This is a genomic window from Lentzea albidocapillata (genome assembly GCF_000719115.1).
In the GTDB taxonomy this organism is placed as follows: Bacteria; Actinomycetota; Actinomycetes; order Mycobacteriales; family Pseudonocardiaceae; genus Lentzea; species Lentzea albidocapillata.
In genome coordinates, this window is the sequence record NZ_JOEA01000017.1 from 170,432 (window position 1) to 185,026 (window position 14,595).

Consider the following 14,595-nt stretch of genomic DNA (forward strand, 5'->3'; position numbering starts at 1 on the left):
TCAGAAGAGGACAGTGGCGTATTGCCCGACTTGTTCGAATCCGATTCGCCGGTAGGCGGCCTGCGCCACGTGGTTGTAGCCGTTGACGTAGAGGCTCGCGGTCCTGTTGAGAACCCTGGTCAGCCGGTCGGCCACCGCCGCAGTGCCCGCGGTGCCGATGCCCTCGCCCCGGCGGTCCGGGCGAACCCAGACGCCCTGGATCTGGCCGACCCTGCTCGACATGGCGCCGATCTCGGCCTTGAAGACGACCTCGCCGTGTTCGAACCGGGCGAAGGCCCTGCCCGCGGCGATCAGCTCGGACACCCGTGCCCGGTAGCCCGCGCCGCCGTCCTCGGCGCACGGGTCGATGCCCACCTCTTCGATGAACATCGAGATGGCGGCGGGGAGGTAGCGGTTCAGCTCGTTCGGGCGGACCTGGCGGACGTGCGGGTCCGGGGTGATCTTCGGGGCCGTCGAGATGGCCATCAGCGGCTGGTCCCCGCGGACCTCCCTGGCCGGGCCCCAGTCGGACTGGAGCTCGTCCCAGAGGGTCAGGACCTGCTCGGCCGGGCCGACGAGGCTGGAGCACATCCGGCCACGGCGGCGGGCACGGTCGGCGAACATGCGCATGGCCGTCGCGCTGCCCCTGAGCGGGATCAGGTTCGGCCCGGAAAAGCACAGGCCGTCGACACGGCCGCGGATGGGCCGGGAGTCCGAGCCCCACATCTCGCCGCCCAGGCGCCACGGGTCGAGACCCGCCACTTCCACCCGTGCCGCGACCATGCACGCCGCCACGGGGTCGTTGTCGAAGACCCCGCGCACGTCGATCAGGTCGCGCTCGTCGAGAACGCGAGCTCCGGCAAGCCTCAGCACGTCACCTAGCGTGCCAGATTCACCGCGTGTGTGGCATCAGCCAACGGTGCCTTGTGCCTGGACACACGGTAAGGGGCACCTCACGGCCATGAGGCGCCCCTTTCGTTCGTACGTGCTACTAGCCGACCGTGACGGCGGGGGTTCCGCCCTCGACCGGTTCCATCTCCTCGGCGAGGCGCATGGCCTCCTCGATGAGGGTCTCCACGATCGCGTGCTCGGGCACGGTCTTGATGACCTTGCCCTTCACGAAGATCTGGCCCTTGCCGTTGCCGGAGGCGACACCCAGGTCGGCCTCGCGGGCCTCACCGGGGCCGTTCACGACGCAGCCCATGACGGCGACGCGCAGCGGCACCTCCATGCCCTCCAGGCCGGCCGTGACCTGCTCGGCGAGCGTGTACACGTCGACCTGGGCGCGGCCGCACGACGGGCAGGAGACGATCTCCAGCTTGCGCGGGCGCAGGTTGAGCGACTGGAGGATCTGGTGGCCGACCTTGATCTCCTCGACCGGCGGCGCGGACAACGACACCCGGATGGTGTCGCCGATGCCCTGGCGCAGCAGCGCGCCGAACGCCACGGCCGACTTGATGGTGCCCTGGAAGGCGGGGCCGGCCTCCGTGACGCCCAGGTGCAGCGGGTAGTCGCACTGCTCGGCCAGCAGTTCGTACGCGCGCACCATGACCACGGGGTCGTTGTGCTTGACGGAGATCTTGATGTCGTGGAAGTCGTGCTCCGCGAAGAGGGACGCCTCCCACATCGCCGACTCGGCCAGCGCCTCGGGCGTGGCCTTGCCGTACTTCTTGAGCAGGCGGGGGTCGAGCGAACCGGCGTTGACGCCGATCCGGATCGGGGTGCCGTGGTCCTTCGCGGCGGCCGCGATCTCCTTGACCTGGTCGTCGAACTTGCGGATGTTGCCGGGGTTCACCCGGACCGCGGCACAACCAGCCTCGATGGCGGCGAAGACGTACTTCGGCTGGAAGTGGATGTCGGCGATCACCGGGATCTGGGACTTCCTGGCGATCGCCGGCAGTGCGTCCGCGTCGTCCTGCGAGGGGCAGGCGACACGGACGATGTCGCAGCCGGACGCGGTGAGTTCCGCGATCTGCTGCAACGTCGCGTTGACGTCCGACGTGAGTGTCGTCGTCATCGACTGGACGGAGACGGGGAACTCGCTGCCGACACCGACGTTGCCGACCATCAGCTGCCTGGTCTTGCGACGTTCCGACAGCACCGGCGGCGGCAGTGCCGGCATTCCGAGCATCACGCCGTCACTCATGGGTTGTGCACCTTTCCGTGGATCACTTATTGCAACCTGATCGGGTTGACGATGTCGGCGGTCACGGTCAGCAGCGTGATGGCGCCGCCGATGAAGATGACCACGTAGGTGAGTGGCAGCAGGCGCATGTAGTCGACCGGGGCGCCGGCGGGCTTCCCGCGCAGCTTCCTCACCCAGTCTCGCACCCGTTCGTAGAGGTTGACGGCGATGTGACCACCGTCAAGCGGGAGCAGCGGCAGGAGGTTGAACACACCGACGAAGAAGTTCAGACCGGCCAGCATGAGGATGAAGAACGCCCACAGGCCCCGTTCCGCGGCGTCGCCACCGAGACGGGACGCACCCACGACGGAGATCGGGGTGTCGAGGTCGCGCTGGCCGCCACCGATGGCCTGGACGACGGCCGGGATGCGCTCCGGGAAGCGCATGAGGCCCTTCCAGGTGTTCACGAACATGTCGCCGGTGAAAGCGATCGAGGCCGGGACCGCCGCGAGCGGGCTGTACTCGAAGTTCTGCTGCCAGGTGACGCCGATGGCGCCGACCTCCTTGACCTCGCGGCCGCCCTTGCCGTCCAGCACCTCGCGGGTGACCTTCGGCACGTTCACCGAGAGCGCGACCTCCTTGCCGTCGCGCAGCACCTTGAACTCGGTCGGGCCGTTCAGCTCCCGGGTGATCGTGAGCATCTCCGACCACGTCGAGATCGGCTTGCCGGCGATGGCGACGACCTCGTCGCCGGGCTGCAGGCCCGCGTCCTTGGCCGGAGCCGGGGCGCCGGGCTGGCACGGCGCGGTGAGGCCGACGGTGTGGTTCTGCACGCACGGCGTGATCTCGGCGAGGACCGGCTGGTCCTTGTTGTTGGGCAGACCCAGCGTCATCGCGAGGATCAGCAGGATGATGAAGCCGAGGATGAAGTGCGTGATCGAACCGGCGGACAGCACGACGACGCGCTTCCACACCTTCTGGTTGTAGAAGGCGCGCTTGCGGTCGTCCGGATGCACCTCGTCCAGCGCCGTCATGCCGGTGATCTCGCAGAAGCCGCCGGCCGGGATCGCCTTCAGGCCGTACTCGGTCTCGCCCTTGCGGAACGAGAAGAGCTTCGGGCCGAAACCGATGAAGTAACGGGTGACCTTCATGCCGTAGAACTTCGCGGTCAGCAGGTGCCCGAACTCGTGCAACGCGATGGAGACCGCGATGCCGAACGCGAACAGCAGCACCCCGAGGATGTTGATGAATGTGTTCACGAAAGTTCAGTTCCTTCCAACCAGCTCGCGGGCACGTGCGCGTGCCCAATCCTCGGCGGCCAGGACCTCCGCGACGTCCGCGGGGTCCTTCTGCCAGTCGTTCGCCTCGCCGAGAACCTGGCCGATGGTGTCCACGATCGACAGGAACGACGTGTGGCCGGCGACGAAGGAGGCGAGTGCCTCCTCGTTCGCGGCGTTGTAGATCGCAGGAAGGCAACCGCCGGCGGTGCCTGCCTGCCGCGCGAGCTCGACCGCCGGGAAGGTGACGCTGTCCAGGGGTTCGAACGTCCACGAGGTGGCGGTGTCAAAGGTACAGGCGGCCGCCGCACCCGCGACGCGCTCGGGCCAGGACAACCCCAACGAGATCGGCAGCCGCATGTCCGGAGGAGACGCCTGCGCGAGCGTCGATCCGTCCGTGAAGGTGACCATGGAGTGGATGATGGACTGAGGGTGCACCACGACGTCGACGCGGTCGTAGGGGACCCCGAACAGCAGGTGCGCCTCGATCAGCTCCAGGCCCTTGTTGACCAGGTTCGCCGAGTTGATCGTGACGACCTGGCCCATCGACCAGGTCGGATGCGCCATCGCCTGCTGCACGGTGACGGCCTCGAGGTCCTTGCGGGTCTTGCCGCGGAACGGCCCGCCGGACGCCGTGAGCACCAGCTTGTGCACCTCGTCAGCGGTGCCACCCCGAAGGCACTGCGCGAGTGCCGAGTGCTCGGAGTCGACCGGCACGATCTGGCCGGGCTTCGCCGCCTTCAGCACGAGCGGCCCGCCCGCGATGAGCGACTCCTTGTTCGCCAGGGCGAGCGTGGCCCCCGTTTCGAGCGCCTTGAGCGACGGTTCCAGCCCCCTGGACCCGTCCATGGCATTGAGGACGACGTCCGCCGGGACCGCCTCGACCAGGTCGGCCATGCTGGTCAGCGTCCGGACGCCGGGGACCTCGGCGCCGTTGGCGACGGCGACCGTCTTCACGTCGAACTCCGCTGCCTGCTCTTTCAGCAGGCCGAGCTGACGTCCACCCGCGCCGAGGCCGACGACCTGGAAGCGGTCGCGGTTGCGCCGGATGACGTCGAGCGCCTGGGTGCCGACCGAGCCGGTCGAGCCCAGGACCAGGACAGTGCGTGGAGTACTCATCGCCCCTCATTGTTCCGGAGAGTGCCTGAGAGCACGGCACAGCCCGTTACTTTGATAACGGAGCGGTCTTGAAGGTGTGAAGTCGCCAGTTCGAGGGCATTCCATCGGCGTCAAGTCGTTGGAAGGAGACTCTCCGTGGGCATCCTCGGATGGATCGTGCTCGGTCTGCTGGCTGGAGCCATCGCCAAGGCAATCATGCCTGGCAACGACCCCGGCGGTTTCATCATCACGATGCTGCTCGGCATCGTGGGTGCGATTCTCGGCGGATTCATCGGATCCGCGCTCTTCGGGACCGACCTGGGCTCGTTCTTCGATCTTCGGACCTGGCTGCTGGCGATCGTCGGATCGCTGATCCTGCTGGGCATCTACCGCCTGGTAGCAGGCAAGCGCAGTCACGCTTAGCCGCGACAGACGTTTGAGGCCGTTCGGGTGTCACCCGAACGGCCTCTGTCTTTGGTCGCTGCTTCGCAGACTCCGGCGAGTTCGCCGGGAAGCTGGTCGTCCGGCCGCCGCTTCGACCGGACGACCAGCGCGAACTCGCGTTGATCAAGTCAGGTCGCGATGCCCGCGTCGCGTGCCAGCAGCGCCGCCTGCACCCGGTTCGTGAGCCCCAGCTTGGCCAGCAACCGGGACACATAGGTCTTCACCGTCGCCTCGGACATGTGCAGCTTCGCGCCGACGTCGGCGTTCGACATGCCCTGCCCGAGCAGCGCGAGCACCTCCACCTCGCGGTCGGTCAGCCCCTCGACGGCCTTCTGCGCCTCCTGCCGCTTCGGCTGCCCCGACGTCGCCACCATGCCGACCACACGCGACGTGACCATCGGCGACAGATACGCCTCGCCGTTGTTCACCGCGCGCACGGCTCGGAGGAGTTCCTCGGGTGCGGAGTCCTTCAGCAGGAAGCCGGCCGCGCCGTCCGACAGCGCGCGCACGATGTTGTCGTCCTCGCCGAACGTCGTCAGCATCACGACCCGGACCGAAGGTGCCACCACCCGCAGTTCCTTCGCGCACGCCAGGCCGTCCATGCGCGGCATGCGGATGTCGAGCACGGCCACGTCGACCCGGCGTTCGCGCACGATCTGCAGGGCCTCGCGACCGTCACCGGCCTCCGCCACGAGCTCGATGTCGTCGGCGGTGCCGAGAATGGCCTTGATGCCGGCGCGCATCAGCGGCTCGTCGTCGGCGATGAGCACCCGGATCATTGACCTGTCCTCTGAACGTGGATCTTCTTCTCGACCAGCTTGCCGTCCCGGAAGCAGAAACGCACCACTCGGGTGCCTTTCGCGAGGTACGACTGCTCGTCGGTGATGTGGTAGACGCAGCGTGCACCCGGCGGTTCCGGGCTGGCCTGGGACTTGCGTTCACCGTCGGCGACCAGGGGTTCGTCACCGGCCGGGAGCAACGCGAGCACGTCGGCCTCCGGCTGGCCCACCTCGATCCTGTCGAGGCTCTCCTGCGACACGACGTCGGTGACGGGCTGCGAGCCGAGGTAGGTGAAACCGCCGATGATGATCGTCAGCACCAGCGACGCCCCCGCTATCGAGCCGACGCCCGCCCACTTGCGGATGCCGCGCGGCGATTCGGTCTCGTCCTGTTCGTCCTCGGGCTCGTCGGGGAGCGGCGTCTCCTCGTACGGCAGCACGGCGGCGATGCGGAAGCCTCCGGAGGGCAACGCGCCGACGTGCAGGATGCCGCCGGCCACGCGCACGCGTTCGGTGAGCCCGATCAGGCCCACGCCCGGCGCCTGGACCGGCGAACCGTTGCGCGACGGGTTGTTGCGTACCTCCACGACCAGCGCGTCCGGCTCGTACTTCACCGTCACCTGCACGGCGGCGCCCGGTGCGTGCTTCGCGGCGTTGGTCAGGCCCTCCTGGGCCACGCGATAGGCCGCGTGAGAGACGCGGGACGGCAACGGGTGTGCTTGTCCGCCGCGCACCAGACTGACCAGAACACCGGCCTTGCGCGCGTCGCTCACCAACGAGTCGATGGACTCTGCGGTCCGTGTCGCGGGGTCGTCGTCGGGACCGTCCTCCGCGCGCAGCACGCCGATGATCGCCCGCAACTCCCCCATGCCGGTCAACGCCGCCGAGCGCAGCACCCCGATGGCCTCGCGCTGCTTGTCCCCCAGCGACGGATCCAGCGCCAGCGCGCCGGCGTGCACGGAGATCAGCGACAGGCGGTGGCCGAGGCTGTCGTGCATGTCCTGGGCGATGCGGCTGCGTTCGCGGAGGCGGACCTGGCGCGACAACATCTTGTGCTCGACGCGCATGCGCGCCTCGCGGTCCTGCATGGCCTGCACCAGTGCCTCGCGTTGCGCCAAGTAGCGGCCGACGAGGAACGGCAGCGCCACGCCCACGCCGAAGATCGTGATCAGGATCAGCATGCCGTAGACGGGTTCTACGTCGAGCGGGCGCTGGTCCCAGTCCCACAGCAGCACCACGACGACGAACGTGATCGCGGTCGACACGACGGCCTTGACCCACGACTCGATCCGGCGGCCCGCCGTGTAGCTCAGCACGACCATCATGGCGGGACCGAAGAACGGGATCGCCGCGCCCGCGATCATGACCGTCGCCGGCAGCAGGTGCCGCAGGGGCAGCGTCACCACGTAGACGGCGAAGTAGGCGACGAGCGTCCAGCCCGACGCCTTCGTCTCCGCCCACGGCCCCGGCCACAGGTCCAGCAGGAGCACGCCGACCATGACGAGCAGGTCGCCGACGAGCCGCACCGGGGTCAGCGCCCGGAGCCGGGCCAGGGTGTCGGCGCGGAACGCCTCGGCCCTGGTCCGCACAGCAGTAGTCACGGTTTCAACCTACGAGAGGTCCCATGTCCGCGCGGCACGCTGGAGTATCGAATTCCCGCGACGAAAGTTGACGCCGAGGTTGACCCAGGTCGCTTGGAACCCCTTCGACGAGGTTCGAAGGACCCCTTCCGCTCATGATCGTCTCGGCATACTCCGCCTCCTGCACATCAATCTCAGGGGGGAAACATGAGAAAAGCGTTGTGTGTGCTGTTCGCCGCCGCCTTGGCGTTGATGTCGTTGCTGGGGACGGCGGCAGCGGCGACACCGGTCGAGATCAACCTGAGCGGTCCCGCCGAGGTGGGCGCGCCGGCGCAGCCGGACGTGTCGGCTCAGGCCTTGTCGTGCGGCAGCGGCAACATGTGCGCGTGGCCGGTCAGTGACGGCAGCAGCAGCCGCTGCAGCTGGGGTGGCGCCGACCCCGACTGGCGGGGCGGGGACGTCCGGTGTTCCTGGTCGGGAACCCGCGCGGTGAGGGCGGTCGAGAACGCCGGGGTCAGCACGTCCTACACCAGGGTGTGCCTGTACCTGGGCGCGAACTACACCGGCGGCACCGCCTACTGGGTCGCTCGGGGCGCGGAGGCACCGAACTTCCCGAACGTGCAGATCCGCTCCCACAAGTGGGTCACCGGAAACACCTGCTGGTGAGCAGCTGACGACTGAGGGCCGTCCGGCAGTGTCCGCAGTGGACGCCGTCGCGACGGCCCTCAGCCGCGTTCACCGCCCCGCGGCGAGCACCCGCAGTCCCAGCGGGGTGATCAGGTGCCGGGCGAAGTTGTCCTCGCGTTCGGTGGCGATGAGACCCGCCTCGCGCAGGACACCGGTGTGGTGGCTCACGGTCGCGGGGGCGACGCCCACCAGCCTCGCCAGCCTGGTGGTGGTGCTCCCGCCGACCACCGACCGCAGGATCGACGCCCTGGTGGCACCCAGCAGCGCGGTCAGCTGGCCACCGCCCGCGCGCCCGCCGGCCAGGAGGCGGGACTCGGTCCGGATCGGGAACACCAGCACCGGGCCCGCCGGAGCGACCAGGTGGCGCAGGGCGAAGTAGCAGGGGATCAACGTGAGACCCCGCCCGCCGAGGTGCAGGTCCCGGTCGTGCGGGTGGTCGACGGACAGCACGGGCGGATGCCAGCGCGTCGCGGTGCCCAGCGTGCTCAGCAGCCCTTCCGGGCCGCACTGCAGGTACTCGTGGATCCTCGCTGCCGCATCGGTGCACAGGCCGGCCTCGATGATCGGCAGGTGCGGCTCGATCACGCGCCGGCGGTAGACGCGCAAAGCCTGGCGCAGCTGCCGGAACGCGGCGGTGGCGAGGTCGTCCGGCCAGTGCGGCGCCGCGGTCATCACGGTGTGCAGTGCCATCCGCAGATCCGGGTCGTGTACGGCGAGCTCGCGCACGTGGCGGCGCCATGGACCGAAGGACAGGTCCCCGTTCCCGTGTCGCAGGACCTGGGTGCTGCTGACGGTCTCCCACGTCAGGTCGGTTTCCAGTTTCAACCCCGTGTGCGCGATGTCCCGATCGGTGAAATGGATGCGCAACTGCGGCACGTCTTCCCCCAAGGAATGCCCATGTCCCCCACCGGAGAAGTCATCCGCACACGGGCGGAGATACAGCCCTGGCTCGAAGTTAGGCCAGCCGCGCGACGGATCCCGCCCTGCGCGCCCGCCACGACGCGATCACCACGCCGATGATCAACAGCAGCGCCGTCGCCGCCACCATCAGCGTCGACAACGCCACGATCTCCGGCGAGATCCCGCGCTTCGAAGCCTGCGCGTAGACGAACACCGGCAACGTCGTGGACCCGACGCCGGTCAGGTACGACGAGATCACCACGTCGTCGAACGACAGCAGGAACGCGAACGCCGCACCGGCCACCACCGCGGGCGCCACCAGCGGCAGCGTCACGGTCCGGAACGCGACGAAGGGCGACGCGCCGAGATCGGCCGCGGCCTCCTCCATCCGGGCGTCCATTCCGGACACCCGCGACCGCACCACCACGACCACGAAACTCAGTGAGAAAGCCACGTGCGCGAACAGCAGAGCCCCGAACCCCAGGGGCACACCGGCGAGCTTGACGAAGAACCCCAGCATCGCCACACCCATGACGACCTCGGGCACCACGAGAGGCAACGACAGCAACACAGTCCACAGCCCGCGACCGGGAAACGCACGCCGCAGCCCGAAAGCAGCCAACGTCCCGATCACCGTCGAGATCGCCGCCGACGCCGACGCCAGCTGCAACGTCAGCTGCAGCGAAGCGAACACACGCGTGTCGTCGGCCAGCTCCGCGTACCACTGCAGCGAAAACCCGCTGATCCGCGACAACGACCGAGACGAGTTGAACGACGCGATGGCGAGCCACGCGATCGGTGCGTACAAAAACAGGAAGACCAAGGCCACCACGGCGCCGAGCGCCCACGGACGACGGTTCACAGGACGTCCTCCCCACGCCGCCCGCGCAACACGAGCACGAACACCACCAGCACGAGTAGCAACACCGCCATCGCCGAACCCAGCGGCCAGTTGTTGCCGCCGCGGAACTGGTCGTCGATCACCGACCCGAACGTCGACTGCTCCACCCCGCCGAGCAGCTTCGGCGTCACGAAGTCACCGGCCGCGGGCACCAGCACGAGCAACGACCCGGCCAGCACGCCGCTCATGACCCCCGGCAGCACCACACGGAAGAACGTCGACACCCGCCCGTGCCCGAGGTCGTACGAGGCCTCCACCAGCCGCACGTCGAACCGTTCGCACGCCACGTACAACGGCAACACCATGAACGGCAGAAAGCCGTACGTCAGACCGAGCACGACCGCGCCGTGGGTCAGCAGGAACCCGCCGTCCCTGTCCAGCCCGACCCACCCGAGCACGGTGTTCACGAGCCCTTCGCCGTCCAGCAGCGCCTTCCACGCGTAGATCCGCGCGAGATAGCTCGACCAGAACGGGATCAGCACCGCCGCGAGCAACGCCGTCCGGTAGCGCCCGCCGTACCGCGCGATGAACCACGCCAGCGGAAACCCGAGCAGCAGGCACGCGACGGTGGTGGCGCCGGCGTACAGCAGGGTCCGGCCGAAGATCGGCAGGAACGCCGGGTCCAGCGCCGTCCGGTAGGCCTGGACCGTCCACGGCAGCACCGCGCGGGCGACCCCCGTGTGCCGCGTGGCGAAGCTGAACTCGACGACCACGACGAGGGGCGCGATCAGGAAGAACCCCAGCCAGAGGCCGGTCGGGGCGAGGAGGGCGTTGGCCTTCAGCCAGCGTCGAGGCACAGATCCACATCTTGCCATGCGAACATTCATGTACCGTTGTGAACATGAGTGTTCACCTCCTGCAGACGGCGACATCGGTGCTGCTCAAGGACCCGACCGCGTCCTTGGGCGACGTCGCACGGGCGGCCGGTGTCGGCAGGACCACACTCCACAAACGCTTCCCGACCCGGACGGACCTGGTCCGCGCGGTCGCGAACGACGCGCTGGACCTGATCGACTCCGTGTCGTGCCAGGTGGACTTCGGCAGCGACGACGCGATCGAGGACCTCATGACGCGCCTGGTCGCGCTCGGCCCGCGGGTGGAGTTCCTGCTCCGCTTCCCCGGCCTGGAGCGCGACGAGGAACTGAGGACGCGCATCGAGGAGATGGACCGGCCCGTGCTCGACCTGATCACCCGGCTGCAGGGCACCAAGCTGCGCCGCGACCTGCCCGCGTGGTGGATCCTGCACACCCTCTACGCCGGGCTCTTCAACGCCTGGGAAGCGATCAACTACGGCCGTCTCGCGCCGTTGGACGCTCCCCGGTTCGTCCTGACCACGGTGTTCGAGGGGGTAGCAAGTGCTGGAGCAACTGACCGGACATGAAGACCCGCACCCGATCTACGAACGGCTACGCGCGCAAGGGCCGCTGACGCACGATGGCGGCACGTGGCTCACGACGAGCCATCCACTGGCCAACAGGATCCTGCGCGATCGGAGGTTCGGCGTCCGGCTCTCCGACGGCAGCTATCCGAGCAACGGCAGCCTGCTGCCCGAGTCGTTCCTGGAACAGGACCCGCCGGACCACACCCGGCTGCGCCGGATCGCCATGCCCGCGTTCAGCCCGAAGAAGATCGACGAGTACCGGACCCGCGTGGAGAAGGTCGCGGAGTCGTTGCTGGACAAGGACGAGTTCGACCTGATCGCGGACTTCGCGGCGCCGCTGCCGATCTCGGTGATCAGCGACCTGCTGGGCATTCCCGACGCCGACACCGCGGAGTTCGCGGACTACGGCGCGCTCGTCGCCGCGTCGTTCGACTCCGGGGTGACGCAGGAGATGGCGAACGCCAACGACAAGGTGCTCGCGCTGTTCGACCGGCTCATCACCCAACGCCGCAGGACACCCGGCGACGACGTGATCAGCTCGCTGGTCGCCGCGGAGGCCGAGCAGAAGCTCACCGCGCAGGAGATGCTCGGCACGCTGGTACTGCTGCTGGTCGCGGGTTTCGAGACCACGGTGAACCTGATCGGCAACGGCACGCGCGCACTGCTCGACCACCCCGCGCAGTGGAAGCTCTTCAAGGCTCGGCCCGAACTCGCGTCCGCGGTAGTCGAGGAGACACTGCGGTGGGCACCGCCGGTGCAGATGACCAGCCGGATCGCGCACGAGCAGGTCGACGAGATCGGCAAGGACGAGTGGGTGACGTTGCTGATCGGCGCCGCGAACCGCGACCCCGAGGTCTATCCGGAGGCGCACAAGTTCGACGTGATGCGCGTGCACAAGCCGGAGCACCTCGCGTTCTCCAGCGGCATCCACTACTGCCTGGGCGCGACGCTCGCGCGCATGGAGGGCGAGGTGGCGTTCCGCGCGCTGGCCCGCCGGATGCCGGAACTGCGGCAGACGGGGCCGGTGACGTTCCGCGAGTCCGTGGTGATCAGGGGGATGAGGTCGTTCCCCGTCAGCCGGTCTTGACCTTCGTCCAGGCGTCCGCGTAGAGCGCTTCGGCGTCGCCGCCGAGGTCCTTGGTGAACGGGAGCTTCGCCAGCTGTTCGTCCGGCGGGTAGACCACCGGGTCGTTCAGGAGTTCCTTGTCGATCAACGGCTTCGCGGCGGCGTTGGGGCTGCCGTACCGGACGGCGTTGGACAGCGCCGCACCCGTTTCCGCACCGAGGATGTAGTCGATGAACCGGTGCGCGTTCCCGGCGTGTGGCGCGTCCTTCGGGATGACGAGCAGGTCCACGTAGGACAGTCCGCCCTCGGTCGGGATCGCGTACCCGAGGTCGTCGTTGGCGGCGCGAGCCTGGAACGCGTCACCGGAGTACGACTGCGCGAGTCGCACCTGGCCCGAGGTCAGCGGTTCGATCACGTCGGAGGTGATCTGGCCGAGCTTCTTCTTCAACGACAGCAGGAAGTTCGCCGCGTCGTCGATCTGTCCCGCGTCGGTGGTGTTCGGGTCGTGACCGAGCTTCAGCAGGCCGATGGCCATGCCGTCGCGGGCCTCATCGAGAATCGAGCTGCGGCCTTGGGCGTTCGGCAGGTCGAAGGCGTCGAACCCGGTGACGTCACCGCCGATCTGCGACTTCGAGTACGCCAGACCCGTTGTACCCCAGGCCCACGGCACGGAGTACTTGTTGCCGGGGTCGTACTCGGCCTCCACGAACCGCTGTTCCAGGTTGCGCAGGTTCGGGATGGCGTCGTGGTCGAGCGGCTGGAGCAGTCCGGACCGCAGGAACCGGCGCAGGAAGTTGTCCGACGGCACCACCAGGTCGTAGCCGGCCTGGCCGGACGCGATCTTGGCTTCCATCTCGTCGTTGGTCGAGAAGTTGTCGTACGTGACCTCGATGCCGCTCACGGACGTGAAGCCCGGCAACGTCTCCGGCGCGATGTAGTCCGTCCAGTTGTAGAAGTTGAGCATGGGCTCGTCGACCAGGTTCGCGGCCCTGCCGGCACTCGGGCCACCGGCATCGGTGGGCGCCGGGCCGACCGCGCAGGCGGCGAGCGCGAAGAACGCCATCGAGCCCAGCATCGTGCGCCGGGTCACCCGCGGGCTGTCGACGTCCCACAGCCGGGCGATCCGGACCTGCTCAGCCATCGTCCGGCTCCAGCAGCACGGTGAACTCGGGGTCCCACGCCACCCGCACGGACTGGCCGGGCGAGCCCGCGTCGTCGATGCGCTGGGCGTTCTGCACGAACGCCGTGAGCACACCTCCGGGGGTGCCGACCACGAACTGCGTGGACACGCCCGTGTAGACGACGTCCTGAACGACGCCCTGGAGCACGCACCAGCCGGTCGGAGGCTCGGCGGACTCGTTGAACAGGTGCACCTTCTCCGGCCGCACGGTCGCGGCGACCTTGCGGCCGTGGCTGACGCTGCCGGAGAACCTGGCACGCAGGTTCGTGGCGCCCGGAGCCGTCAGCGACACCAGCCCACCGTCCACACCGGACACCTCGGCGTCAAGGATGTTGGACGTGCCGATGAACCCGGCGACGAACCGGGTCGCGGGCCGTTCGTAGACGTCCTCGGGGTAGCCGACCTGCTCGATCCTGCCCGCGTTCATCACGGCGATGCGGTGCGAGAGGACCAGCGCCTCTTCCTGGTCGTGCGTGACGTAAAGGAACGTCGTACCGACCTCGCGCTGGATGCGCATCAGCTCGATCTGCAGTTCCTTGCGGAGCTTGGCGTCGAGCGCGCCGAGCGGTTCGTCGAGCAGCAACAACTGCGGACCGGCGGCGAGCGCACGGGCGATGGCGACACGCTGCTGCTGGCCACCGGAGAGTTGCGCGGGCCTGCGCTTGGCGAACTGCGACAGCCGCACCAGTTCGAGGTGCTCACCGACGCGCTTCTTCAACTCGTCGCCGCGGATCTTCTTGCGCTTGAGCCCGTACGCGACGTTGTCCCACACCGACATGTGCGGGAACAGCGCGTACGACTGGAAGACGGTGTTGACGTCCCTCCGATAGGGCGGAACGCCCACCATGTCGTTGCCGTCGAGCTCGATACGGCCCTCGTCGGGGTCAACGAATCCGGCGATCATGCGCAGGACCGTGGTCTTGCCGCAGCCGGACGGCCCGAGCACCGAGAAGAACTCGCCCTCGTGGACGTCGAGCGAGACGCCGTCGACCGCCACCTGGTCGGAGAAGCGCTTGCGCACACCGTGGAGACCGATCTCGACGGGGGCGAACGTGTCCGGGGTGGAGCCCTCGGCGGGAGAGAAGCCGGTCAAGTCGAGGCGCCTTCGCAAGATCGGACGGGCAGGCCCCGAAGAGCCTAAACCCTCGTCAGTCGTGCGCGCGCGACCTCACACCTCAGTGCTCACCGTCATGTGCGA

At 68.5% G+C, this 14,595-nt stretch carries 15 protein-coding genes; 4 read left to right on the top strand and 11 right to left on the bottom strand.

What is annotated here, in order from left to right; translation table 11 throughout:
- From IG04_RS0127480 to dxr, 4 genes are all read right to left on the bottom strand, one after another.
- Complete coding sequence (locus IG04_RS0127480; protein ID WP_030479620.1) at nt 1–852, bottom strand: GNAT family N-acetyltransferase; 852 nt, start codon at nt 850–852, stop codon at nt 1–3.
- A gap of 118 nt (nt 853–970) precedes the next feature.
- Complete coding sequence (gene ispG, locus IG04_RS0127485; protein WP_036016096.1) at nt 971–2,101, bottom strand: flavodoxin-dependent (E)-4-hydroxy-3-methylbut-2-enyl-diphosphate synthase; 1,131 nt, start codon at nt 2,099–2,101, stop codon at nt 971–973.
- A gap of 50 nt (nt 2,102–2,151) precedes the next feature.
- The gene (locus tag IG04_RS0127490) at nt 2,152–3,363 is read right to left on the bottom strand and encodes a M50 family metallopeptidase (RefSeq protein WP_245816255.1); all 1,212 of its coding nucleotides are present in this window, start codon (nt 3,361–3,363) and stop codon (nt 2,152–2,154) included.
- A gap of 6 nt (nt 3,364–3,369) precedes the next feature.
- Entirely contained in the window at nt 3,370–4,500 is a 1,131-nt protein-coding gene (gene dxr / locus IG04_RS0127495) for a 1-deoxy-D-xylulose-5-phosphate reductoisomerase (protein WP_030479623.1), read from the bottom strand.
- A 135-nt stretch (nt 4,501–4,635) separates the two neighbouring features.
- Here dxr and IG04_RS0127500 point away from each other — a divergent pair, with 135 nt between their 5' ends.
- Nucleotides 4,636–4,902: a GlsB/YeaQ/YmgE family stress response membrane protein gene (locus IG04_RS0127500; protein WP_030479624.1), complete on the top strand. Its 267-nt coding sequence runs from the start codon at nt 4,636–4,638 to the stop codon at nt 4,900–4,902.
- A 149-nt stretch (nt 4,903–5,051) separates the two neighbouring features.
- Here the strand turns inward: IG04_RS0127500 and IG04_RS0127505 are convergent, their stop codons facing one another.
- Together IG04_RS0127505 and IG04_RS0127510 are read right to left on the bottom strand one after the other, a co-directional pair.
- On the bottom strand, nt 5,052–5,702 hold the full coding sequence (locus tag IG04_RS0127505) for a response regulator (RefSeq protein ID WP_030479625.1): 651 nt from the start codon (nt 5,700–5,702) through the stop codon (nt 5,052–5,054).
- On the bottom strand, nt 5,699–7,303 hold the full coding sequence (locus tag IG04_RS0127510; RefSeq protein ID WP_036016015.1) for a sensor histidine kinase: 1,605 nt from the start codon (nt 7,301–7,303) through the stop codon (nt 5,699–5,701). The genes IG04_RS0127505 and IG04_RS0127510 overlap by 4 nt, the downstream gene beginning before the upstream one ends.
- A 186-nt stretch (nt 7,304–7,489) precedes the next feature.
- On the opposite strand from IG04_RS0127510, the gene IG04_RS0127515 reads away from it, so the two are divergent.
- Complete coding sequence (locus tag IG04_RS0127515) at nt 7,490–7,948, top strand: peptidase inhibitor family I36 protein (protein WP_084401392.1); 459 nt, start codon at nt 7,490–7,492, stop codon at nt 7,946–7,948.
- A 69-nt stretch (nt 7,949–8,017) separates the two neighbouring features.
- Here IG04_RS0127515 and IG04_RS0127520 read toward each other — a convergent pair whose 3' ends face one another.
- The 3 genes from IG04_RS0127520 to IG04_RS0127530 form a co-directional block, all read right to left on the bottom strand.
- Entirely contained in the window at nt 8,018–8,836 is an 819-nt protein-coding gene (locus IG04_RS0127520; protein WP_144065388.1) for an ArsR/SmtB family transcription factor, read from the bottom strand.
- 88 nt (nt 8,837–8,924) lie between these two features.
- Nucleotides 8,925–9,731, bottom strand: coding sequence for an ABC transporter permease (locus IG04_RS0127525; protein ID WP_030479629.1), 807 nt, complete (start codon nt 9,729–9,731; stop codon nt 8,925–8,927).
- On the bottom strand, nt 9,728–10,567 hold the full coding sequence (locus IG04_RS0127530) for an ABC transporter permease (RefSeq protein ID WP_245816253.1): 840 nt from the start codon (nt 10,565–10,567) through the stop codon (nt 9,728–9,730). The genes IG04_RS0127525 and IG04_RS0127530 overlap by 4 nt, the downstream gene beginning before the upstream one ends.
- Nucleotides 10,568–10,611: 44 nt before the next feature.
- Between IG04_RS0127530 and IG04_RS48280 the strand changes: the two genes are divergently transcribed.
- Both IG04_RS48280 and IG04_RS0127540 read left to right on the top strand, forming a co-directional pair.
- Nucleotides 10,612–11,151 carry a TetR/AcrR family transcriptional regulator gene (locus tag IG04_RS48280; protein ID WP_030479794.1) on the top strand — a complete coding sequence of 180 codons (540 nt, stop codon included), beginning with the start codon at nt 10,612–10,614 and terminating at the stop codon, nt 11,149–11,151.
- Nucleotides 11,126–12,238 (top strand): cytochrome P450, encoded by a 1,113-nt coding sequence (locus IG04_RS0127540; RefSeq protein ID WP_084401388.1) that lies wholly within the window; start codon nt 11,126–11,128, stop codon nt 12,236–12,238. Before IG04_RS48280 ends, IG04_RS0127540 begins: the two co-directional genes overlap by 26 nt.
- On the opposite strand, the gene IG04_RS0127545 is transcribed toward IG04_RS0127540, so the two are convergent.
- Nucleotides 12,225–13,358: a polyamine ABC transporter substrate-binding protein gene (locus IG04_RS0127545; protein ID WP_030479632.1), complete on the bottom strand. Its 1,134-nt coding sequence runs from the start codon at nt 13,356–13,358 to the stop codon at nt 12,225–12,227. The genes IG04_RS0127540 and IG04_RS0127545 overlap by 14 nt on opposite strands.
- A complete protein-coding gene (locus IG04_RS0127550) occupies nt 13,351–14,490 on the bottom strand; it encodes an ABC transporter ATP-binding protein (RefSeq protein ID WP_030479633.1) in 1,140 nt (379 codons plus the stop codon). The genes IG04_RS0127545 and IG04_RS0127550 overlap by 8 nt, the downstream gene beginning before the upstream one ends.
- Nucleotides 14,491–14,595 lie beyond the last annotated feature (105 nt).